General features: G+C 72.6%; 18 protein-coding genes. 3 read left to right on the top strand and 15 right to left on the bottom strand.

Annotated elements, in window-relative coordinates:
- Window positions 1–161: 161 nt before the first annotated feature.
- Complete coding sequence (locus tag ACQP0U_RS11260; protein WP_433318168.1) at window positions 162–1,868, bottom strand: glycoside hydrolase; 1,707 nt, start codon at window positions 1,866–1,868, stop codon at window positions 162–164.
- A 117-nt stretch (window positions 1,869–1,985) separates the two neighbouring features.
- Entirely contained in the window at window positions 1,986–2,813 is an 828-nt protein-coding gene (locus ACQP0U_RS11255) for a shikimate dehydrogenase (protein WP_433320765.1), read from the bottom strand.
- A 271-nt stretch (window positions 2,814–3,084) separates the two neighbouring features.
- Here ACQP0U_RS11255 and ACQP0U_RS11250 point away from each other — a divergent pair, with 271 nt between their 5' ends.
- Window positions 3,085–3,516, top strand: a complete 432-nt coding sequence (locus ACQP0U_RS11250) for a peptidoglycan-binding domain-containing protein (RefSeq protein WP_433318166.1) — start codon at window positions 3,085–3,087, stop codon at window positions 3,514–3,516.
- 111 nt (window positions 3,517–3,627) lie between these two features.
- Here ACQP0U_RS11250 and mltG read toward each other — a convergent pair whose 3' ends face one another.
- From mltG to ACQP0U_RS11205, 9 genes are all read right to left on the bottom strand, one after another.
- Window positions 3,628–4,824, bottom strand: coding sequence for an endolytic transglycosylase MltG (gene mltG, locus ACQP0U_RS11245; RefSeq protein ID WP_433318165.1), 1,197 nt, complete (start codon window positions 4,822–4,824; stop codon window positions 3,628–3,630).
- Window positions 4,824–5,282 (bottom strand): Holliday junction resolvase RuvX, encoded by a 459-nt coding sequence (ruvX, locus tag ACQP0U_RS11240; RefSeq protein WP_112677948.1) that lies wholly within the window; start codon window positions 5,280–5,282, stop codon window positions 4,824–4,826. The genes mltG and ruvX overlap by 1 nt, the downstream gene beginning before the upstream one ends.
- 72 nt (window positions 5,283–5,354) lie before the next feature.
- Window positions 5,355–8,033 carry an alanine--tRNA ligase gene (gene alaS / locus ACQP0U_RS11235; RefSeq protein ID WP_433318162.1) on the bottom strand — a complete coding sequence of 893 codons (2,679 nt, stop codon included), beginning with the start codon at window positions 8,031–8,033 and terminating at the stop codon, window positions 5,355–5,357.
- Complete coding sequence (locus tag ACQP0U_RS11230) at window positions 8,030–8,335, bottom strand: hypothetical protein (protein WP_357069287.1); 306 nt, start codon at window positions 8,333–8,335, stop codon at window positions 8,030–8,032. The genes alaS and ACQP0U_RS11230 overlap by 4 nt, the downstream gene beginning before the upstream one ends.
- A 29-nt stretch (window positions 8,336–8,364) precedes the next feature.
- On the bottom strand, window positions 8,365–8,829 hold the full coding sequence (locus tag ACQP0U_RS11225; protein ID WP_433318160.1) for a DUF948 domain-containing protein: 465 nt from the start codon (window positions 8,827–8,829) through the stop codon (window positions 8,365–8,367).
- Between the two features lie 149 nt (window positions 8,830–8,978).
- On the bottom strand, window positions 8,979–9,686 hold the full coding sequence (locus ACQP0U_RS11220) for a hypothetical protein (RefSeq protein ID WP_433320762.1): 708 nt from the start codon (window positions 9,684–9,686) through the stop codon (window positions 8,979–8,981).
- 2,056 nt (window positions 9,687–11,742) lie between these two features.
- Window positions 11,743–12,168: a hypothetical protein gene (locus tag ACQP0U_RS11215; protein WP_433318158.1), complete on the bottom strand. Its 426-nt coding sequence runs from the start codon at window positions 12,166–12,168 to the stop codon at window positions 11,743–11,745.
- Entirely contained in the window at window positions 12,165–13,703 is a 1,539-nt protein-coding gene (locus tag ACQP0U_RS11210; protein ID WP_433318156.1) for a replication-associated recombination protein A, read from the bottom strand. Before ACQP0U_RS11210 ends, ACQP0U_RS11215 begins: the two co-directional genes overlap by 4 nt.
- 74 nt (window positions 13,704–13,777) lie before the next feature.
- Window positions 13,778–13,990 (bottom strand): hypothetical protein, encoded by a 213-nt coding sequence (locus tag ACQP0U_RS11205; RefSeq protein ID WP_433318154.1) that lies wholly within the window; start codon window positions 13,988–13,990, stop codon window positions 13,778–13,780.
- 139 nt (window positions 13,991–14,129) lie between these two features.
- On the opposite strand from ACQP0U_RS11205, the gene ACQP0U_RS11200 reads away from it, so the two are divergent.
- The gene (locus ACQP0U_RS11200; protein WP_433318152.1) at window positions 14,130–14,870 is read left to right on the top strand and encodes a GNAT family N-acetyltransferase; all 741 of its coding nucleotides are present in this window, start codon (window positions 14,130–14,132) and stop codon (window positions 14,868–14,870) included.
- A gap of 10 nt (window positions 14,871–14,880) precedes the next feature.
- Here ACQP0U_RS11200 and ACQP0U_RS11195 read toward each other — a convergent pair whose 3' ends face one another.
- The 4 genes from ACQP0U_RS11195 to aspS all read right to left on the bottom strand — a co-directional run bounded on the left by ACQP0U_RS11195 (window position 14,881) and on the right by aspS (window position 19,553).
- The gene (locus ACQP0U_RS11195; protein WP_433318150.1) at window positions 14,881–16,167 is read right to left on the bottom strand and encodes an MFS transporter; all 1,287 of its coding nucleotides are present in this window, start codon (window positions 16,165–16,167) and stop codon (window positions 14,881–14,883) included.
- Window positions 16,164–16,772, bottom strand: coding sequence for a helix-turn-helix domain-containing protein (locus ACQP0U_RS11190; RefSeq protein WP_433318148.1), 609 nt, complete (start codon window positions 16,770–16,772; stop codon window positions 16,164–16,166). Before ACQP0U_RS11190 ends, ACQP0U_RS11195 begins: the two co-directional genes overlap by 4 nt.
- Window positions 16,773–16,834: 62 nt before the next feature.
- Window positions 16,835–17,647, bottom strand: a complete 813-nt coding sequence (locus tag ACQP0U_RS11185) for an SDR family oxidoreductase (protein ID WP_433318146.1) — start codon at window positions 17,645–17,647, stop codon at window positions 16,835–16,837.
- Window positions 17,648–17,747: 100 nt separating this feature from the next.
- Complete coding sequence (aspS, locus tag ACQP0U_RS11180; protein ID WP_433318144.1) at window positions 17,748–19,553, bottom strand: aspartate--tRNA ligase; 1,806 nt, start codon at window positions 19,551–19,553, stop codon at window positions 17,748–17,750.
- A gap of 138 nt (window positions 19,554–19,691) precedes the next feature.
- On the opposite strand from aspS, the gene ACQP0U_RS11175 reads away from it, so the two are divergent.
- Window positions 19,692–20,426, top strand: a complete 735-nt coding sequence (locus ACQP0U_RS11175; protein ID WP_433318143.1) for a DUF998 domain-containing protein — start codon at window positions 19,692–19,694, stop codon at window positions 20,424–20,426.
- Window positions 20,427–20,482: the final 56 nt, after the last annotated feature.

Below are 20,482 nucleotides of genomic sequence, written 5' to 3'. Positions count from 1 at the left end.
CGCCTCCAGATTGGATGAGAACCCGAGGTAGCGTGCCTCGTCCAGCCTGGTTAACAAAATCCGCCGATTGGGCGGTGCATGAATCCGCAAGCCGACAGAACGCCGGAGGATCGGGTGTCCGACCCCCGGCGAACGCCGTCCGGTTCAGTTCAGGCAGCTCGTCAGCGGCTACCTCCGGTGGGTTGCCGCAGGTACGGGTCCTTGCCGGCCTGCGCGAAGCCGGCCACCGCCGAAGCGTCGTGGTTCATCGTCATGTCGCAGGTCGACGTCCGGCTGGTCATGCCTGCCGAGTTGAAGTAGATGGCTGCCTTGATCTTCGGGTGCGCCTTCAACGCCGCCGGGAACTCCTGGAACCAGCGCTGCTTGGCGCCCAGGTCGGCGGAGTTGAAGTTGGTGCCGAACTCGGCGAGCATCCGGGGCTTGCCGGCGCCGATGCCGTTGTCGTCCAGCCACCGGTAGAAGCCACCGACAGTCGTGCTCGGGCTCTTCCACACCGTGCTGCCGTTGCAGACGTGGAAGTTGTACGGGTCGTACGCGACCCAGTCGACGTACCTGTCGCCCGGGTACAGGCCGGCGTACCGGGAGTAGTGCCCGGACCAGCCCATCATCGTCCAGACCCAGACCGCGTTGGTCGCGCCGGCACTGGCGAACCGCTCGTGGACGTAGCGCCAGGCCCGGACGAAGTCGGCGTCGCTGCCCTTGTTCGGCTCGTCCTCCGGCTCGTGGTCGAACCCGATGAACACCGGCACGCCGGCCGCCCGGATCCGGCCCGCCACCGCGTCGATGGTGCCGTCCTGCTTGCCGCCGTACACATCCGACCACTTGAGGGTGGTGCCGGCGGAGAAGTCACGGGACTCCCAGGCGAAGAACATCAACCGGCCTTCGCGCATCTGCTGCTGCTCGTACATGTCGGGGAAGGCGCCGTTACTGCCGGCGTTGGAGAAGTCGTGGTAGCGGTGCACGATGTCGAACTTGCGCCCGACCTGCGTCTCCACGTCGGTGACGGCCTTGCCGTGGTCCCAGCCGCCGGCCGCCCCGGCGGGCGAGTACATGCCCCACCAGGCGCCACAGGACGGAACGAGCTTGTCCGAGACGGACCCGCACCTGCCGGACGGAAGGGTGCCGCTGGGGCTCGGCGTCGCCGTCCGGGTCGGGGCGACGGTCGGCGACGGCGTCGGCGCGGCGGTGGTCGGCGACGCGCTCGGCGACGGCGGCGGCGCCGGCCGGGTGGTCGTCACCGGCGACGGCCGGGCTCCGAGGTCGTAGCTGATCAGCAGGCTGGGCCGCAGGTCCGGGTTGCGGTTCTCGACCGACGCCCAGTAGATCCGGCTCTCCAGGCCGCTCTGCGCGAGCGAGACCGTCCAGGTGCCGTTGCCGGTGACCAGTGTGGACACGTCCCACTCGTTGAGGCCCTTGGACACACTTGTCACGCTGTCCAGCACGGCACCGGCCGGCGTCACGGGAGGCCGTGACTCGCGGGCGCTCAGCGGCGAGGCGTGCGCCGTCACCGTGGCGGCGAACTGCTGCCAGGCATGCACCCGAAGCGTCGCCCGGATGTTGACCGCGGCGGCCGGCACCGTCGTCACCGCGAACTCGATGACCGCCTCGCGGCCACCGCGCGGGTTGCCGTCGCAGCGCGCCGCGCAGGTGGCGAGCGTCGTCTTCGCCGCGTTGTCGCCGTCCTGCGACACCGTGGTCGCGGTGGTGTCCGCCGCCGCCCGGATCGACAGGTCGTCACTGGCCAACAGCGGCATCATGGTCGCCACGATGCCGGCCACCACCGAGCCGCCGACCACGCCGATGGCAATCGCCTTACGCCGGGGTCCGGAACGGAACCGGGTGATGCGGTGCAGTCCGTGCCTGGTCAAGGAAACTCCCTGTGTCTGCGTCCGTAACGGTGAGCAGCGTATCGATGACCAGGACAGGTCGGGGGTAGGACAGTTTTCCGTAAGCGCGTCTTAACCGTCAGCTAAGGTGTGGGCGCTTCAGCCGGCGCGAGCGGCTGCCAGCGCGGCGGCCATCGCCGCGCGAGGGGCGGCCACGCCGGTGAACTGCTCGAACTGTCCGAGCGCCTGGGCCAGCAGCAGATCCAGGCCGGAGACGATCCGGCAGCCGGCCGCGTCGGCGGCCGTCGCCAGCGGCGTCGGCCACGGGTCGTAGAGCGCGTCGAAGAACACCGCGCCCGGTCGCCAGGCCACCGCGCCGGCAAGCGGGTCGGCGACCCCCTTCGGCACCGTGGAGACGACCAGGTCGGCGGTGGAGAACCGCCGGGGCGCATCGGCCCATCGCGCGGGGGTCAGCACGACACCCAGCGCGCCGGCCACCGGACGCAGCTCGTCGACAGCCTCCGGCCGGCGGGCCACCACCGTCACCGACGGGCAGGCCAGCTGCGCGGCGGCGGCGAGGACGGCGCGGGCCGTCCCACCGGCGCCGAGCACGGTCACGGCGGCACCGGCCGCCACGCCCGCGTCGGTGAGCACCCGCACCATGCCGGCGACGTCGGTGTTGTCGGCGTACCAGGAGCCGTCCGGACGGCGTACCAACGTGTTGGCCGCGCCGACGGCGGCGGCGACGGGCGACGCGGCATCGGCCACGGCCAGCGCCGCCTCCTTGCCCGGCATGGTCACCGACAACCCGGCCCACTCCGGGCCCAGGCCGGCGACCAGATCCGGCAGCTCCGCCGCCGCGCACTCGATCCGGGTGTACGACCACCCGGTGAGCCCGGCGGCGACGTAACCCGCGGTGTGGATCACCGGGGAGAGGGAGTGCGCGATCGGCTTGCCCAGCACCGCGGCCCTACGGGTCGACACGATCACCGCCGGTCGCTGCCGGAGGCCCGGTCACTGTCGACATCACTCCCCCGCTCTCCCCCGCACGTCGGGATCGACCCTACCCAGCGCCCCGGTCCGGCCACCAGAGAACCACGCTGCGGCCACCCTGGGCGACCGGGTTATCGCTTGACGCTCATCGATGTTGGTGAAAGCATTCCCGGGACGGTAGCGCCGATCGAAAAAAGGGGAAACCTTGAACAAAAGCATTCTCCGTGCCCTTATCGCGATTGCCGCGGTTTTCAGTCTTTCACTGATGACCGCAGCGCCCGCGCGGGCGGACGCCGCGGCGGGCAGCTGGTCCGACAACCACGAGCTGTGCCAGTCCAGCTCCTGCGTTCGCAGCGGCAACATCGTGCGGCTCTGGCAGGCAATCGTCTGGGCCGACGATCTGAGCGGCACCGTCGGCACCAGCTTCATCGACGGGGAGTTCGGCTCCAACACCGCTGCCAAGACCAGGACCTGGCAGGACGTGATGAACATCGGCATCGACGGGTCGGTCGGGCCGCAGACCTGGGGCGAGGCGTACGGCGCGGTCAACCGCAACACGGGGTTCGACACGAGCACCCAGACCGGCTACTTCTACTACGGCTACAACCGCACGTTCGGCCTGCGGAAGCAGAACAGCAACGGCGTGTGGACGTTCCTCAACCCGCGCACCGGCGCATGGACCGGAACGAGTCACTGACAATGACGCAGTAATTGCGCGTCAAGGCTGACCGATAAAGGCTCCCTTCCCGACAGCGACCGTAAATGCGGTCGCAATGGGAAGGGAGCCTTTATGGCGTGACCCGGCCGGTCAGATGATGCCGGCCTCCCGAGCCTTGTTCTCGTTGCGCTGGTGCTGCTCGTACGTCTCGGCGAACTCCGAGTGGCCCTGCTTGTCGATCGCCACGAAGTAGAGCCACTTTCCGGGCGGCGGGTCCATCGCGCCCTCAAGGGCCTGCTTGCCCGGGCTGTTGATCGGGGTGGGGATCATGCCCCGCAGCTTGCGGTTGTACGGGTTCTTCTGGTCGTCCAGCTCGGCCGCCGTCATCTGCTTGGACGACTTGGTCGGCTTGCCGATCGACTCCAGGTAGTAGTTGACAGTGACGTCCATCTCCAGGCAGTTGCAGTTGAACTCGCCGTACGCCCGGTTGTAGGCCACCCGGGCGACCTTGCCCAGATCGTCCTTGTTGCCCGCCTCGGCCTGGGCCAGCGAGGCCACGATCAGCGCCTCGTACGGGCTGACGCCGCCCCGCTCCTCCTGCACCCGGTCGGCGAACTTCATCTCCCCGGTCACCGAGAGGAAACGGTTCACCATCAGCTTGAGGATGCTCTCGGCAGTGGACTTCGGCGGGATCTCGTAGGTGTCCGGGAAGAGGAAACCCTCGATGGACTTGACGCTCTTCTTGCCGTCGGCGCGCTTGAACCACCAGTCCGGGACGCCGAGCCCCTCCGGGTCCTTCGCGGCGGCCTGGAAGTCCTTGACCGGGATCTTGGTCTTCTCGGAGAGCAGCTTGTAGATGTTGAAGCTCGTGCGGCCCTCGGGGATGGTCAAGCCGTTCACGATCTTGTTCTTCAGGTCGAGCATCGCGGTGACGGCGTTCGCGCCGCTCATCTGCTTGCGCAGTTTGTACGTGCCCGGCTGGATGTTCTTGCTGCGCGAGTTGGCCTCGGCCGCCTCGATGAAGGCCTTCTGGCTCTTCACCACATCGGCCGCCACCAGGGCGTCGGCCATGTCGGCGAGCAGCGCACCGCTCTTGATCTCGACGGTGATCTCACCGGCCCCGCTGCCGTCGTAGTCGGGGGTGACGAAGTAGTTCTGGATGCGCTCGAAGCCGTAGAACGCGCCGCCGCCGATGCCGCCCAGGAGGAGCAGGGCCATCAGCAGAGCCAGGAATGTCTTGCCCCGGCCGCCGCCGGACCCGCTCTTGCGCTTGCGGAAGCCGCGCCGGTGCCGACCCTTCTCCCCCCGCTCCGGCTCGTCGAACCCAAGGTCCAGATCGTCGATCATTACGTCCGCCTCCGCTGCGCATCCAGCCAGCTCTGCAGGATCTCCACCGCGGCCGCCTGATCGACAACCGCACGTTGACGTTTACCTCGGACGCCACGCTCGGCAAGCCTACGAGAAGCGACCACGGTCGACATCCTCTCGTCAGTGAGCGTTACCGGGACAGGCGCTATCACATCGACCAGTCGGTCAGCGTACGCCTTCACATGGACGGCCGCAGGGCCGTGCTTGCCGGCGAGATTGACCGGAAGGCCGACGACAACTCCGACAGCCTCGTGCTCGGCCACCAACGCGGCCAGCTCGGCCAGGTCGCTCGGCACCGCGTCCGGCGCCGCCGTGAGGTCGCGGGCCAGGGTGACCAGCGGCGTCGCCAAGATCCCGTCCGGATCCGAGCGGGAGACACCGACCCGCACCTGACCGACATCCACGCCGATCCGCACGCCGCGCGTCAGCTCAGCCACCGACGGTCACCGCCCGCCGGGTACGAACCAGGGCGGACCAAATGGCCCGCCCTGGCTGACAGTGATGGTGTATCACGCCTCAGTGATCGCCTTCTCGACGGTGAGCAGCAGGTTCGGCGCCTCGGCCGCCGGCAGACCGCCGCCCTGGGCCAGGTCGGGGCTGCCGCCGCCGCGCCCGGAGAACGCCGCCTTCACCAGATCCGACGCGGCCAGGCCCCGGCTCCGCGCCGCCGCGTTGACCGCCACCACCAGGGACGCCTTGCCGTTCGACCGAGCCGCCACCGCGACGACCGCCGGCCGCGCCGGGTCGATCTTGCCGCGGATCTCCTGTGCCAGGGTGCGCACATCGTTGCCGGCCGCGCCCTCCGGCGCCTCGGTGCCCACGTACGCGACCCCGCGCACGTCCTTGGCCTGCGCCGCGAGCGCCGCCGCGCCACCCAGCACCAGCTGGGCGCGCAGCTTCTCCAGCTCCTTCTCGGCGTCCCGAAGCTGCGTGACGGTCTGCTCCACCCGGTCGGCGACCTGGTCGTTGGGCACCCGGTACAGCTCGGCCAGCCGGGAGACCAGCAGGTGCTCCTTGGCCAGGAAGCCGAAGGCGTCCATGCCGACGAGCGCCTCGACCCGGCGGACACCGGAACCGATCGACGACTCGGAGAGGATCTTCACGAGGCCGAGCTGGGCCGAGCGGGCCACGTGCGTGCCGCCGCACAGCTCCCGGGCGTAGTCACCCACCTCGACGACCCGCACCTCCTCGCCGTACTTCTCGCCGAAGAGCGCCATCGCGCCGATCCGCCGCGCCTCGTCCAGCGAGGTGATGAAGGCGTGCACCTCGAGGTCGGCCAGGAGCACCTCGTTGACCTGCTGCTCCACGTCCCGCAGGACGCTCGGCGACACCCCGGTCGGGGTGTTGAAGTCGAACCGCAGCCGACCCGGGGCGTTCAGCGAACCGGCCTGCGTGGCCGACTCACCGAGGAAGTTCCGCATGGTCTGGTGCACCAGGTGCGTGGCGGTGTGCGACCGGGAGATCGCCCGACGCCGGGTCGTGTCGATCTCGGCGAAGCCGGCCTCACCGGCGCGCACCTCACCCCGGATCACCCGGGCGCGGTGCACGATCAGACCGGGCACCGGCTGCTGCACGTCGAGCACCTCGACCTGCCCGCCACCAACCGTGATCATGCCCTGGTCGGGCTGCTGGCCACCGCCCTCGGCGTAGAACGGGGTGGTGTCCAGCACCAGCTCGATGGTGTCGCCCTCGGTCGCCGCCTGACGCGGACCGTCGGCGCCGAGCAGCGCCCGCACCGTCGACTCGCGGGACACCTCGCTGTACCCGGTGAACGTCACAGGCCCACCCGCGTCGAGCACCGACCGGTACGCCGACAGGTCGACGTGGCCGGTCTTGCGGGCCTGCGCGTCCGCCTTCGCCCGGGTCCGCTGGTCGGCCATCAGCCGCCGGAAACCCTCGTCGTCGACAGTGAGGCCCTGCTCCGCGGCGATCTCCAGGGTCAGGTCGATCGGGAAGCCGTACGTGTCGTGCAGCTGGAACGCCTTCGCCCCGGACAGCGCGGAGCCACCCGCCGTGCGGGTCTCCGCGATCGCCGTGTCCAGGATCGTGGTGCCGGCACGCAGGGTGGACAGGAACGCCTCCTCCTCCGCGTACGCGTAATCCGCGATCCGGTCGAAGTCGGTCGCCAGCTCCGGGTACGACGGCGCCATGCAGTCCCGGGCCACCGGCAGCAGCTCGGGCAGCGCCCGGTCCTGCCAGCCCAGCAGCCGGATCGACCGGATCGCCCGGCGCATGATCCGGCGCAGCACGTACCCGCGACCCTCGTTGCTCGGGGTCACCCCGTCGCCGATCAGCATCAACGCGGTCCGCACGTGATCCGCGATCACCCGCAGCCGGACGTCGTCCGGGTGCGACTCGCTCGCCACATGCCCGGAGTGCGCGCCGTAGCGCTTACCGGTCAGCTCGGCCGCCCGCGCCAGGATCGGCCGGACCTCGTCGATCTCGTACAGGTTGTCCACGCCCTGCAGGATCGAGGCCATCCGCTCCAGGCCCATGCCGGTGTCGATGTTCTTCGCCGGCAGGTCACCCAGGATCGGGTAGTCGTCCTTGGTCGTGCCCGGACCCCGCTCGAACTGCATGAACACGAGGTTCCAGAACTCCATGTAGCGGTCCTCGTCGACCGCCGGGCCGCCCTCCCGGCCGTACTCCGGGCCCCGGTCGTAGAACAGCTCGGAGCACGGACCGCACGGCCCGGGAATGCCCATCGACCAGAAGTTGTCGGCCTTGCCCCGGCGCACGATCCGCTCGGCGGGCACCCCCACCGACCGCCAGATCTCGTACGCCTCGTCGTCGTCCAGGTACACCGTCGGCCAGACCCGCTCCGCGTCCAGCCCGAACCCACCGTCGGCCTGCGACTTGGTGACCAGGTCCCACGCGAGCGGGATCGCGCCGGCCTTGAAGTAGTCACCGAAGGAGAAGTTGCCGTTCATCTGGAAGAACGTGCCGTGCCGGCTGGTCTTGCCGACCTCGTCGATGTCCGGGGTGCGCAGGCACTTCTGCACGCTGACCGCCCGCTGGTACGCGGGAGTCTGCTGACCCAGGAAATACGGCACGAACTGCACCATGCCGGCGTTGACGAACAGCAGGTTCGGGTCGCTGATGGCGGGCAGCGGAGCGGACGGCACCACGGTGTGGCCATTCGCCTCGAAGTGCGCGAGGTACCGCCGCTTGATCTCCGCCGTCTTCATCGCTGGTGTTCCTCCGGAAAGATTTCTCGATCGCCGATCCGCGGGTCTTCCCGCAGGTCGGCGAACTGATCGTCGAACGCCTCACCCTGGGCGAACGCATGGTGGATCTCCTGCTCGCGTTCGGCCATCCCGACCCGGACGTCCTCCACGAAACTACGCAGCGACTCGACGAGCCCGCCAGCGGATTCCGTCAGCGAGCTGGCGATGCCCGCCGGGGTGTACGCCTGCGCGGTCCGGGTCGCCTTGCGGACCACGATCACACCGACGGCCACCCCGATGCCGAGCCAGAACAAGCGCCTCATGTCTCGCTACCTCCTGGTGCGCCGGCCGGTCAGCTGTTGCCGCGTCGCGCGGCCCGTCGCTGCTGCTTGATCGTGTCGCGTACCTCACGCTCGGTCTCGGCGTGCCGGCGGCCGGCGGCTGCCTTACGCACGCCGTAGCCGAACGCGGCCACCTTGACCAGCGGGTTGGCGGCCGCGGCGGAGACGACGGTGGCCAGGTTGGCGATGTTGGCGGTGACGTTCTGTGCGTGGCTGGTCATGGTGTCGACCTTCGCCAGCTGGAGGTTCACACCGTCGAGCGAGGTCTGCACCTGCTCCAGCGCGGTGTTGACGTTCTTCACGGTGGTGTTCACGTCACCGAGCAGCGGCGCGGTCCGATCGTTGAGGTCGTTGATCATGCGAGTGGTGGCGTCAACCGTGTGCCGCAGCCGCAGGATGGGCAGCGTCAGGATGAGCACCAGCACCGCGAACGCGGATGCCGCGATCAGCGCCGCGATCGCTCCAATGTCGCCCACGCCTGTCCTCCTCAAGCAGAGTTCCGCAGGACCCGACGTCCCCGGAACGCACAACCATGGCACCCGTACCGGCCGCCGAGCCGCCGACGGTCACCGGTAGCGGGCGTGCCCGCCAGCCCCAGACCCTACCGTCCGTGATGGAGACCGGCTCACGACGGTGAGGGTGTCAGCTCACCCAGCGGGTCCGCACTGACCGTCGGGAACGGATCCTCACCGGTCAGTGACGGGTCGGTGGTCGGCTGCGGCCTGGTCCGCTCGTCGTCGATCGCATTGCGTACCTTCACCGACACCAACGAGCCGGTGCACTCGGTCGCAGCGGCCGACGGGTCGGCCGACGGGTCGACGGACGGTACGACCGCCGGCTCGCCGTCCACCGGCGGCGGCACACAGGTCGGCTCGCGTACCCACAGGTCGAGGGTCAGCTCGTCGCGACGCCAGCAGGTGTAGCTGCCCTTCGTCTGCTGCTCCGGGCAGCGGCTCACCTTCCACGGCTGCCACCCCTCCTGACGCAGCGCGTCCTCGTAGACCTGCGCCGTCTCCTTGGGCGCCTTCTCCGAGGTCACCGTGCGCTCACGCAGCCGGCAGTCGAGCAGGCACCACCGGCTGCCGCTGACGTCGTCGACAGTCGTCGCGGCTGCCCATGCGGGCACGCTGAGCTGGTCCAGGTTGTCGAAGACCGGGTCCCGGCTCAGCGTCCGGATGCCGAAGAAGAGCGGCACCGCACCGAGCAGCACGACGCTGACCAGCACCAACACCGCCGCGCGCAGGCGGCGTCGTTCACGGCTCTGCCGGCGTTCCTCGGAACGGGCGCCCGATGCGGCGTCGTCGTCCGGCGCGTCCTGACCGGCCGAACGCAGTGCCGGCGCGTCGGAGGACTCCGGTGCCGGCCGGTCCACCGGGCCGGACGCGGAGGGCACCACTGCGGCGGCACGGGCCACGCCGACGGGCTCGCCTGCGCGTCCCGGCGGCGGCACCGGCGCGACACCGCTCGGCTCGGCACGACCTGGCTCCCGATGCGGAGGCAGGGCACGTCCGGCGGCACGGTCGGCCGGCGCGGGTCGTCCGATCGGCGCACCACCACGGGCCGGCCCGGCCGGCCCCGGTTCACCCGGCATCCGGTCGTCGGTGGGCGGCGGCGCGCCGGGTGGGCGGACGGCGGCGCGAGCCGGCCCGTCCGGACGCGAACGCGGCGGACCATCCACACCCGGTGGCACCGCAGCGCGAGCCGGACCGTCCGGACGGGTCGCGTCGCGGGGTGCCCCCTCGACACCCGGGCCGGGGCGTAGCGGACCGTCAGCGCCACCGCGCCCGGTGCCGGGTGCCGGGGTGTCGCCGGGGACGGGGCGGGCCCGGCCGGGTGGGGCGGAGCGGGCGGCGCCCCGAGCCGCGGGACCCGCGCCGGGGGCGGGTCGCCCACCGGCGTAGGGGTCGTCGACGTGGTCGCTGGCGGACCCGGGTCGACCGGGGCCAGCCGTACCGTCGGGGCCGAGCTCGGCTGGTGGACGACGTCGTCGGCCGGTCGGGTCCGGGGCGGGCGGTGCGTCCGGGCCGGGCCCCGCCACGGCACGGCCGCGCCGGCCGGTGGGGTCCGGGTGGGTATCGCCGCCGCGCCCCGCCCACGGGCGGGCCGTTCACCGGGCGCCGGCGGATAGGGCAGTGCCTGCTCCCCGGTGGATCCCGACGCGTCGGGCCGGACGCCACGACGACCTGTCGGCGCGTCCGCGCCCGGGTCGACCGGCGGGCCGGCGGGCCGGCGGGCGGCGGTGCGCTCCGCGGCCGGGTCCGGCACGGCGAGCCGACCGGACGCCTGGTCGGCGAGGTCTCCCGGTCCGGTGGGCGGCGCCGCACGACGCCCCCGGTCGGCGGGCCGCCGTCTCGGCGGTTGACCACCGGCAGCCCAGGGTCGGTGTGCGGCAGGCGGCCGGCCTGGCGGAGCCAGTCCGCGGGTCGCTCCGGGCGGTCCAGGCGAGGTTCACCGCCGGGTGGCGTTCGGCGTTCCTGCTCGTCGGAGACGACCCGGCGGCGGCCGGTGCCGTCGGCGGGGCCGACGGTGGGCAGTGCGCCGCTGTGCGCGCCGGTGGTGGGCAGTGCGCCGCTGTGCGCGCCGGTGGTGGGCAGTGCGCCGCTGTGCGCGCCGGTCGCCTCGGGCACCGCCGACGCGTTGCCCGAGCGGGGCACGGGTGGCGCGTTGCCCGAGCGCGGCACCACCGGCTCGTCGGGTTCCGCGGCGCGGCGACGCCCGCCGGCGGCCGGACGGGGACGCTCGGCGGCGCGCCGCCCGGTGGGCTCGGCGGCACCTGGGTCGGCCGGGCCCGGGCGACGCCGGGCGGTACGCGGGTCACGGTCGATGGCGGGGTCGGGCCGCGGGCCGTCCGCCGTCGGTGGAACGACGCCAGCCGGCGCGCCGTCGAAGCGGGCCGGCCCGGGGGCGGCGGGCGCTCCGGGGCCCGCGCCGGGTCGGGTGTCGGGCCGGTGACGCGTCGACCGGCGGGCGCGCCGTCGGCGGGCGGCCGGGCACGGCCGGGCTCGACCGGCTGCTCCGGGCCGGGGCGTCGACCGGGTGCGCCAGCGTCCGGACGGCGCAGCGGCGGCATCGCGTCGGGATGACCGCCGGGTGCGGCCGGGTCCTGATGACGGCCCGGCGGAACAGCGGCGTCCGGGCGACGACCGGCTGCGGGCCCTGAGGTCGGTGGGCCCACGGGTGGGCCGGGAGGGGCTGCCGCGCCGCGCGAACGGGCGGGGCCGCCGGGCGCGTCGGGTGCCGGGCGAGGCCCCTGCGGGCCGGTCGGGTCGCCCCCGCCCGTGCGGGCGGTGGGTGGCGGCGGTGGTACGGCAGCGCGGGCGCCGGGCACCGGCTGCACGCCTCGGCGCGGCGGCTGCCCCGGGGCGCCGGGGCCGGCGGCGGGTGGGCGGTCATCGGGGCGGCGGCCCCCGGGGGCGTCTCCCGGGCCAGGGGCCGTCGACCGGGCGGCGGGCGGCGGTGGCCGGGTCGTTCTGGCGCGGGGCCGGCGGCACCGGGGATTCCGGCCCACTGCCGCGGGCGCCGGCCGGCTCAGCCGGCGTACGCGGGGCGGGTTGTGCCGGCGGCCCGGCAGGGTCTGCCGGCGGCCTGCCTCCGCGGGGCCGGTTCGGCTCCGCCGGCGCGCCGTCCGGGCCCAGCTCGGTGCGTTGCTGCTTGGCCGAGCGCAGGTCGTCGATCCAGCCGAACTCCTCGCCGGCGACCGGCTCCTGCGGCTCGGGCTCAGCGGCCCGGCCGCGACCCCAACGGCGGGTCTTGGCGCGGGGATCGCGCCGCTCGTCCGGGCCCTCGTCCGGCCGGTCCCCACCACGCGACTTCACTGTTGACCCTCTCCTGCGGCGTCGGTGCCGCTGTCCTGCATCGTGCCGGGGGCACCCGTGCCCGTCGTTGGACGGGCGGCCCCCGGGGATAGCGCTGGCGCGGTCTGCGCCGTTACGGACGGCTCGGATGTCGGCGTCTCCGGGCGGGCGGCCGGGGCCGGCAGACCACGAACGATCCGCCGCAGCAGCGGCAGCCGGGTTGCCACCGACCGCTCCGCGCCGTGCGGGCTGGGCTGGTAGTAGTCGGTGCCCACCAGGTCGTCCGGGACGTACTGCTGGGTGACCACGCCGCGCTGGTCGTCGTGCGGGTAGCGGTAGCCGGTCCCGTGGCCCAGCCCTCGGGCGCCGGCGTAGTGCGCGTCCCGCAGCCCGCGCGGCACCGGGCCACCGCGACCGGCCCGGACGTCGGCGATCGCAGCGCCGATGGCGGTGGTGGCCGAGTTCGACTTGGGTGCCGTGGCCAGGTGGATCACCGCCTGGGCGAGGTTCAGCTGCGCTTCGGGCAGACCGACGTACTCGACCGCGTGCGCGGCGGCGGTCGCGACGCTCAGCGCCCCGGGATCGGCCATGCCCACGTCCTCGCTGGCGAAGATGACCAGCCGACGGGCGATGAACCGGGCGTCCTCACCGGCGACAAGCATGCGGGCCAGCCAGTGCACCGCAGCGTCCACGTCCGAGCCGCGCATGCTCTTGATGAAGGCGCTGACCACGTCGTAGTGGGCGTCGCCGTCGCGGTCGTAGCGCACCGCCGCCACGTCGACCGCCTGCTCGGCGGTGGCGAGGTCGATCCGCCCGCCGCCGAGGGCCGTCGCGGAGGCCGCCGCCGCCTCCAGGGCGGTGAGCGCCTTGCGGACGTCGCCGGCGGCCAGCCGGACCAGGTGGTCCTCGGCCTCGGTGGTCACTGTGAGTGCGCCGTCCAGGCCACGTTTGTCGGCGACCGCGCGGCGCAGCAGGCCCCGCACCGCCTCGTCGTCCAACGGTTGCAGGGTGAGCAGCACGCACCGCGACAGCAGCGGTGAGATGACCGAGAAGTACGGGTTCTCGGTGGTCGCCGCCAGCAGAGTGACAGTGCGGTCCTCGACGGCGGCGAGCAGCGAGTCCTGTTGGGTCTTGCTGAACCGGTGCACCTCGTCGATGAAGAGCACAGTCTGCGGGCCGCCGGAACGGCGCTGGCGGCGAGCCGCCTCGATCACCGCCCGGACGTCCTTCACGCCTGCGGAGAGCGCCGACATGGCCACGAAGCGGCGGTCGGTCGCGCCGGCCACCAGGTGCGCGATTGTGGTCTTGCCGCTGCCCGGCGGGCCCCAGAGAATCACCGACATCGGAGCGCCGCCGGAGACCAGTTGCCGCAGGGGTGCGCCGGGGGCGAGCAGGTGCTCCTGACCGACCAACTCGTCGAGGGTCACCGGGCGCATCCGGACGGGCAGGGGCGAATCGTCGGCCACCGCGGTGAAGGCGTCGACACCGGCGGGACCGTCGGGCGCGCTGCGCGACCCGGCGGGTTCACCGAGGGAGAAGAGGGCGTCGGACTCCATCACGAAGACAGTACCGGGCCGGGCCCACGACGCCGGAATCGCGCCGCGGGCCCGCCACCGGTGATCGGTTCCGGTCAGCCACGCCCGGGGCGCCGGCCCCGGTACCAGCGGCCGCCGCCACCGCCGCGCGGGCCGTTGCCGACGCCGCCCAGGTAGAGCGAGAGCAGGAGTAGTCCGATGAGCACGAGAGTGTTCCAGTTGAACAGGTCCGGCGCTCCGAAGTCGGTGCCGAGCAGGTCGAGCAGCAGGGCAAAGCCAAAGACGATGGCCGCGAGAATGGCGAGCATGTCGGTCCTCCGGTGGGGGTTCCCAGTAGGTCGGCGCGTGATGTACCCAATCGGTCGACTCGCCAATCTCCACCGTGGAGGTGACCACGCCGCGAGGCCCGGCGCGGGCGCTCCACCCCCGGCTTCTAGGCTGAACTCCATGATCATCGACGACCAGGTGCTTGAGGACCGGAGCGCCATCCTGGCCACCGTCGGCCATCACCCGTTCGCCCGGCACGCGCTCGGGCGGGCCGCTGCGGCGCGCGCGTACCGGCGCGATGGTGCCGTGCTGTGGATGGTCCCGCCCGAGCACGGCCCGGCCGGCTGCGCGATCGGCCCGGCCGAGGCGGCGCTGGAGATCTGCGTCGCGCTCGCCGCCGACGGGATGCTCCAGCCCGGACAGCGCCTGCACCTGCCCAGACACGACCGCAATCTTCTGGTCGACCGGCTGGCCGTGGCCGAGCACAGCGACTGGGACTTCCACTGGACCGACACGTCGCCGCCGTCGCGGCCGGACGAGCAGCCGGTGGTACGCCTCACCGACACCGACCAGCCGGCGCTGGCGGCGCTCGTCGAGGAGTCGTTCCCCAGCAGCACCTCCCGCCCGGGCGACCCACGGGTGGTGGACTGGTACGGCATCCGGGCCGGTGACCGGTTGGTGGCCTGCGGCGCGGACCGCAGCCAGGGAGACATCGGCTTCCTCGCCGGCCTGACCGTCGCCCCCGACCAGCGGGGTCGGGGGCTGGGCGCGTCCCTGACCGCCGGGATGACCCGGGCGCTGCTGGCGCGCCACGACATGGTGGGACTCGGCGTCTACACGCACAATGTCGGCGCGGCGCGGCTCTACCGTCGGCTCGGCTTCACCAACGCTCTCCCGCTCAGCTCCATCCGGCTCGCCTGAGAGCGCCCCCTCAGCGCTCGGCGGCGGCCACCGGGACCGCTGTCGGCTCGACGACCGGGGCGGCCCGACGACCGGCCAGCCAGGCGGGCAGGTAGAGCGGAGCGGCGACGGCCAACACCACAGCGCCGACCACCATCGCGGTGCTGACGCTGGTGGCGGCGGCCAGCGCGGTGAGCACCACCCCGCCGAGCGCGCCGGCCGGCTGCGCCATCATCGAGTTCAGCGAGAGCACGCTGGTCCGGTACGGGCCGTCGACCTGCCGGTGCAGCAGCCCACTGTGCAACGGATTGGACGCGCCGTGCACGGCGTAGCAGGTCAGATAGGCCACCAGCACGCCGACCGGCCCGGCGAACAACCCCATCCCGACCACCGTCACACCCTGGAGGATGCGCAGCAGGGCCGCGCCCGGAGCGGCGCCGAACCAGCGCAGCAGCAGTGGGGTCAGTGCCGCGCCAGCGGCCGAGGCGAGCCAGGCCGCCGAGTTCGCAGGCCCGAGCAGCGCGGCGGCGCGTTCCGGGTTGCCGATCACCTCGGCGAGCCGGACCGGCAGCAGCGACTCGAAGGTGATCATGCCGAAGCCCCAGAACAGCTCGACGGCCACCAACGCCAGCAACACCCGGGAGCGGCGCAGCAGCCCGACGGCCTGACCGATCATCCGGGGCGCCTCGACCACCGAGGCCCGCAGCGCCGCGACCCCGGTGGCGGGACGCTCTTCGACAAGCAGCACGACCAGCGCGACGAGCGCCGCCGCCTGCGCGACGATGGCGGCCAGCACAGGCACCGTGAGCGCGGTGACCGGCCCGATCGGGCCGAGCGCGATGAGACCGCCGCTGACCAGCGCGCCACCAGCGATGGAGCCGCCGACGACAGTGCCGGCGTAGCCGAGGCCACGCTCGTACTCGGCCTTCGGGTCGGCGGCCAGGGTGGCGTCGACGTACCAGGATTCCAACGGGCCGCTGTCCAGCGCCCGGTAGATGCCCTGCAGGGCCCAGACCACGAAGAACAGCACGAACGAGTCGGCCACCGCGAACAGCGCCAGCGAGGCGAGGTTGAGCACTCCGGCGGCGAGCAGCACGGGTCGACGACCGAGGGCGTCGGCGAGCCCGCCGGTGGGCAACTCCAGCGCCAGCACCAGCAACCCCTGCGCCGTGCCGACCAGACCGATCTGCGGCAACGACAGGCCGCGCTCCTGCATCAGCAGGACCATCACCGGGATCATCAGACCCGTGGGCAGCCAGCGCAGGCCGTAGAGCGTGAGGTAACGACCCCGGACCTGGCGTACGGTCAGCGCGCTCATAGCAGACCCTCGCGCAACGGATAGGCGGCCAGGAACACCTGCACCGGCCGGGCCTCCGGGTCGGCGGAGGCATCGGGCTCGGCCTCACGGTGGTAGCGCTCCAGCACCTGCCACACCTCCGCCTTCAGCTCCTCCAGCCGGTCCGGCGGGATGGTCATGAAGATGTCGCTCATCCCGAAGCCGTCCCGCCAGGCGGGGGACCACTCGTGCTGGGTGGCGAACCAGCGGTCGGCGGTCTCGGCGAGGAGACGCACCTGGTCGCCCTGGATCCACTCGATCGCGGCCCGGGCGTCGGGGTCGTCGTCGAAGTCGGTCGGCTCCCAGTTGGTGACGTCGTGTGCCGCCTGCCACCAGCGCTGCCGCCCGCTGCCCCGGTCGGGATCCTCGATGACCAACCCGACCTCGGCGAGTTGGCGCAGGTGGTAGCTGGTCGCGCCGGTGTTGGTGCCGAGCAGCTCGGCGAGGGTGGTGGCGGTGGAGGGGCCCTTCACGCGCAGTGCTCCGACCAGCCGCATCCGCAGCGGGTGCGCCAGCACCCGAACCTGCCGTTTGTCGATGCGTACCTCACGCGGCGCCGGCCGCGGGGCGTCTTCGTCGTTCGCCATGACCGCACACTATCTCTGCACACTTCCTGTGCACAAGAGTTGTGCACAGGAAGTGTGCAAGTTCAGCCGGCGAGGACTTCGCGTACTCCGCGCAGCCGGGTGCGCAGCAGACCGGCGGCGCGGGTGGAGTCGAGGCGGACGTCCAGGGGGCGGACCAGGCCGGTGGCCGCGCTGGTGGTGGTCTTCAACCCGGCCACGTCCAGGCCGTACCGCTCGGCGACCAGGAGGCCCAACTCGGCCCGGCTGACCGCGTCCGGGCCGGCCACGTTGAGCAGACCGGCGTACGACGAGGCGACCAACTCCAGTACGGCGTCGGCCAGGTCGGCGACGTCGACCGGGCAGCGCAGTTCGTCGCTGAACAGGGTGGCCCGGCCGGCGAGCGCGTCCCGGCAGAGCTGGATCTGCTTGCTGCCCTCCCCCACGATCAGTGAGGTCCGCACCACTGCCGCGCCCGGGTCGATCGCCCGTACGGCGGTCTCGGCCGCGGCCTTCGCGGCACCGTACGCGTGCACCGGCGTGGGTGGTTCATCGTCGGCGTACGGCACGGGTCGTCCCGCGTGCAGCGCGTCGCTGGACACGTGCACCAGCCGGGCACCCGCCTCGGCCGCGGCGAGCGCCACGTGCGCGGCCCCGTCGGCGGTGACCGTCCAGTCCCCGTACCGATAGGGGGTGCCGACCACGGCGTCCGGCCGCACCTCGGCGACCAGCGCGCGCACGGCGGCCCGATCGGTCACGTCCAGCCGCCGTGCCGCGACACCCGGCACGGAGATCTCCCCGGAGTGGAACGTCCCGACGACCGCGAACCCGGCGCTGACCGCCCGCCGGCAGACCTCCCGCCCCAGCAACCCGCTACCGCCGGCAACAAGCACCCGCATCCCAGCCCACTCCCCCACTAATGATCAAGAGGTTTGCGTCATCTCGCGGGGCGATGATGACGCAAACCTCTTGATCAACCAAGCAGGGCGCGGAGGGTGGTCAGACCGGGTCTGCCACCGGGGCCGCCGGGCCGGCGGTGCCGGTGTGGGCCGTTGCGGCGGGCTTGGGCTTGGCGTCGATGCCGGCCTCGGTGCGCTGCTGGGCGGTGATCGGGGTGGGGGCGCTGGTCAGCGGGTCGAAGCCGCCCCGGGTCTTCGGGAAGGCGATGACCTCACGGATGGAGTCCGCGCCGGCGAGCAGCATGCAGACCCGGTCCCAGCCGAAGGCGATGCCGCCGTGCGGCGGCGCGCCGTACTTGAACGCCTCCAGCAGGAAGCCGAACTTGTCCTGCGCCTCCTCGGGAGTGATGCCGAGCAGGTCGAAGACCCGCTTCTGCACGTCACCCCGGTGGATACGGATCGACCCGCCGCCGATCTCGTTGCCGTTGCAGACGATGTCGTACGCGTACGCCAGGGCCCGGTCCGGAGCCTCCTCGAACCGGTCGACCCACTCGGAGTTCGGTGAGGTGAACGGGTGGTGCACGGCCGTCCAACCGCCCTCGTCCGTGCGCTCGAACATCGGCGCGTCGACCACCCAGCAGAACGCCCAGGCGCTCTCGTCGATCAGGCCGGACCGCTTGGCGATCTCGACGCGGGCCGCCCCGAGCAGCTCCTGCGCCTCCCGGGTGGTGGCGCTCGCCGCGAAGAAGACCGCGTCGCCCGGCTTGGCGCCGACCGCGTCGGCGAGCCCGCCCAGGTGCTCGGCGGAGAGGTTCTTCGCCACCGGGCCGCGCGCCTCGCCGGTCTCGGCGTCGAGCACCACGTACGCCAGGCCGCGGGCGCCCCGCGCCTTGGCCCAGTCCTGCCAGCCGTCCAGCTCCTTGCGGCTCTGCGCCGCGCCGCCCGGCATCACCACAGCGCCGACGTACCCGCCCGCGTCGATCGCCCCGGCGAAGACCCGGAACTCGGTGCCGCGCAGGTACTCCGTCAGCTCGGTCAGCTCGACGCCGTAGCGCAGGTCCGGCTTGTCCGAGCCGTACCGGGCCATCGCGTCGTGCCAGGTGATCCGTGGGATCGGTCGGGTGATCTCGTGCCCGGCCAGGTCCTTCCAGAGTGACGAGACGATCGCCTCGCCGAGGTCGATCACGTCGTCCTCGGTGACGAACGACATCTCGATGTCGAGCTGGGTGAACTCCGGCTGCCGGTCGGCGCGGAAGTCCTCGTCGCGGTAGCAGCGGGCGATCTGGTAATACCGCTCCATGCCGCCGACCATCAGCAGCTGCTTGAACAGCTGCGGCGACTGCGGCAGCGCGTACCAGCTGCCCGGCTGCAGGCGCACCGGCACCAGGAAGTCCCGGGCGCCCTCCGGCGTCGACCGGGTCAGCGTCGGCGTCTCGATCTCCAGGAAGTCCCGGTCGTGCAGCACCCCCCGGGCGAGCTGGCTGGCGCGCGAGCGCAGCCGCAGCGCGTTCGCCGGGCCACTGCGGCGCAGGTCCAGGTAGCGGTACCGCAGTCGGATGTCGTCGCCGGCCTCGATCTGGTCGTCCACCGGCAGCGGCAGCGGCGCCGCCTCGGAGAGCACCTCCAGCTCGACGGCGGTCACCTCGACCTCACCGGTGGGCAGCTCCGGGTTCTCGTTGCCGGCCGGACGGCGGGTCACCTCGCCGACGACCTTCACGCAGAACTCGTTGCGCAGCGCGTGCGCGTCCTCCTCGCGGAACACCACCTGGACAACACCGGAACCGTCGCGCAGGTCGACGAAGATGACCCCGCCGTGGTCGCGGCGGCGGGCCACCCAGCCGGCGAGCGTCACCGTCGAGCCGGCGTCCGCGGCGCGCAGGCTTCCGGCATTGTGGGTACGGATCACGGCTGGCAACTCCTCATCGTGGAACAGTCCTCACCGGCATTCTGTCAGGGGTGGCCGCCCCGCCTCCGGGCACCCGTCGGGTCGGCCGCACTGGGCGAACCAGACTCAATCGGCCGTCTTGCCGGTTAACGTGGCGAAATGCGGCAGGTACCGAACTGGGCCGTCGCCACGGCGGCGGCGGCGCCCGTGCTGCTGGTGGCCGGTTGGACGGTGGCGGAGGCCCGACAGCCCGTCGGGTACGACCCGGTCCGGGACACCATCAGCGAGCTGGCGGGGCAGGACGCCACCGACGCCTGGATCATGGTGGTGGCCCTGGTGCTGCTCGGCTGTTGTTACCTGTCGGTCGCCGCCGTCCTGCACGCGGCCGGACTGCCCAGCCGCTTCCTGCTCGCGATCGGAGGCGTGGCCACCATCGCGCTCGTCGCCTTTCCACGGCCGCCGGTCGGCGGCTCGCTCAGCCACGGCATCGCGGCGACGGTGGCCGTCCTCGCCCTGGTGCTCTGGCCGGCCGGCTCGGCGCTGCGGCTGCCGCGTGGCCACGACACTGAGCACTCCGCCCGACCGGAGCCGCCCTGGGCGTTCCGCCGCGCGGTGGGGCTGAGCGCCACGCTCGTGCTGCTCGCGCTCTTCGGCTGGTGCGCGTTCGAGGTGACAAGCGGGTCCCGCACCGGACTGGCCGAGCGGGTGACGGCGGTGGCGGTCTCCCTCTGGCCGCTGCTGGCGGTCCTCTCCGCCCGCCGGGCGCACCTCGCCTGGGCGGCCGGCGGCACCGTACGCGTCGGCCCGGACCTGCCGACCATCGGCGTCGTACCCCCTGATCCACTCGGACCACCGAGCGGGCCCGGTGCCGGGCGACCCGACCGGCTGCCCTGAGCCGTCTCCCCGCCGGCCGCTGGTGCGGCCCGGACGTTCCGCCTGTCGCACCGCTA

It is taken from the genome of Micromonospora sp. CA-269861 (assembly GCF_050948505.1).
In the GTDB taxonomy this organism is placed as follows: Bacteria; Actinomycetota; Actinomycetes; order Mycobacteriales; family Micromonosporaceae; genus Micromonospora.
The sequence above is the reverse complement of the archived record's forward strand: the minus strand, read 5'-3'. Positions and strand labels throughout refer to the sequence as shown.

Bases quoted from the DNA above. Each gene is read 5' to 3' on its own strand.
- ACQP0U_RS11190 (WP_433318148.1), bottom strand. From the start codon at position 16,772: ATGGCGAACGACGAAGACGCCCCGCGGCCGGCGCCGCGTGAGGTACGC.
- alaS (WP_433318162.1), bottom strand. From the start codon at position 8,033: ATGAAGACGGCGGAGATCAAGCGGCGGTACCTCGCGCACTTCGAGGCG.
- ACQP0U_RS11175 (WP_433318143.1), top strand. From the start codon at position 19,692: ATGCGGCAGGTACCGAACTGGGCCGTCGCCACGGCGGCGGCGGCGCCC.
- ACQP0U_RS11210 (WP_433318156.1), bottom strand. From the start codon at position 13,703: ATGGAGTCCGACGCCCTCTTCTCCCTCGGTGAACCCGCCGGGTCGCGC.
- ACQP0U_RS11205 (WP_433318154.1), bottom strand. From the start codon at position 13,990: ATGCTCGCCATTCTCGCGGCCATCGTCTTTGGCTTTGCCCTGCTGCTC.
- ACQP0U_RS11250 (WP_433318166.1), top strand. From the start codon at position 3,085: ATGACCGCAGCGCCCGCGCGGGCGGACGCCGCGGCGGGCAGCTGGTCC.
- ACQP0U_RS11200 (WP_433318152.1), top strand. From the start codon at position 14,130: ATGATCATCGACGACCAGGTGCTTGAGGACCGGAGCGCCATCCTGGCC.
- mltG (WP_433318165.1), bottom strand. From the start codon at position 4,824: ATGATCGACGATCTGGACCTTGGGTTCGACGAGCCGGAGCGGGGGGAG.
- ACQP0U_RS11185 (WP_433318146.1), bottom strand. From the start codon at position 17,647: ATGCGGGTGCTTGTTGCCGGCGGTAGCGGGTTGCTGGGGCGGGAGGTC.
- ACQP0U_RS11230 (WP_357069287.1), bottom strand. From the start codon at position 8,335: ATGAGGCGCTTGTTCTGGCTCGGCATCGGGGTGGCCGTCGGTGTGATC.
- ACQP0U_RS11195 (WP_433318150.1), bottom strand. From the start codon at position 16,167: ATGAGCGCGCTGACCGTACGCCAGGTCCGGGGTCGTTACCTCACGCTC.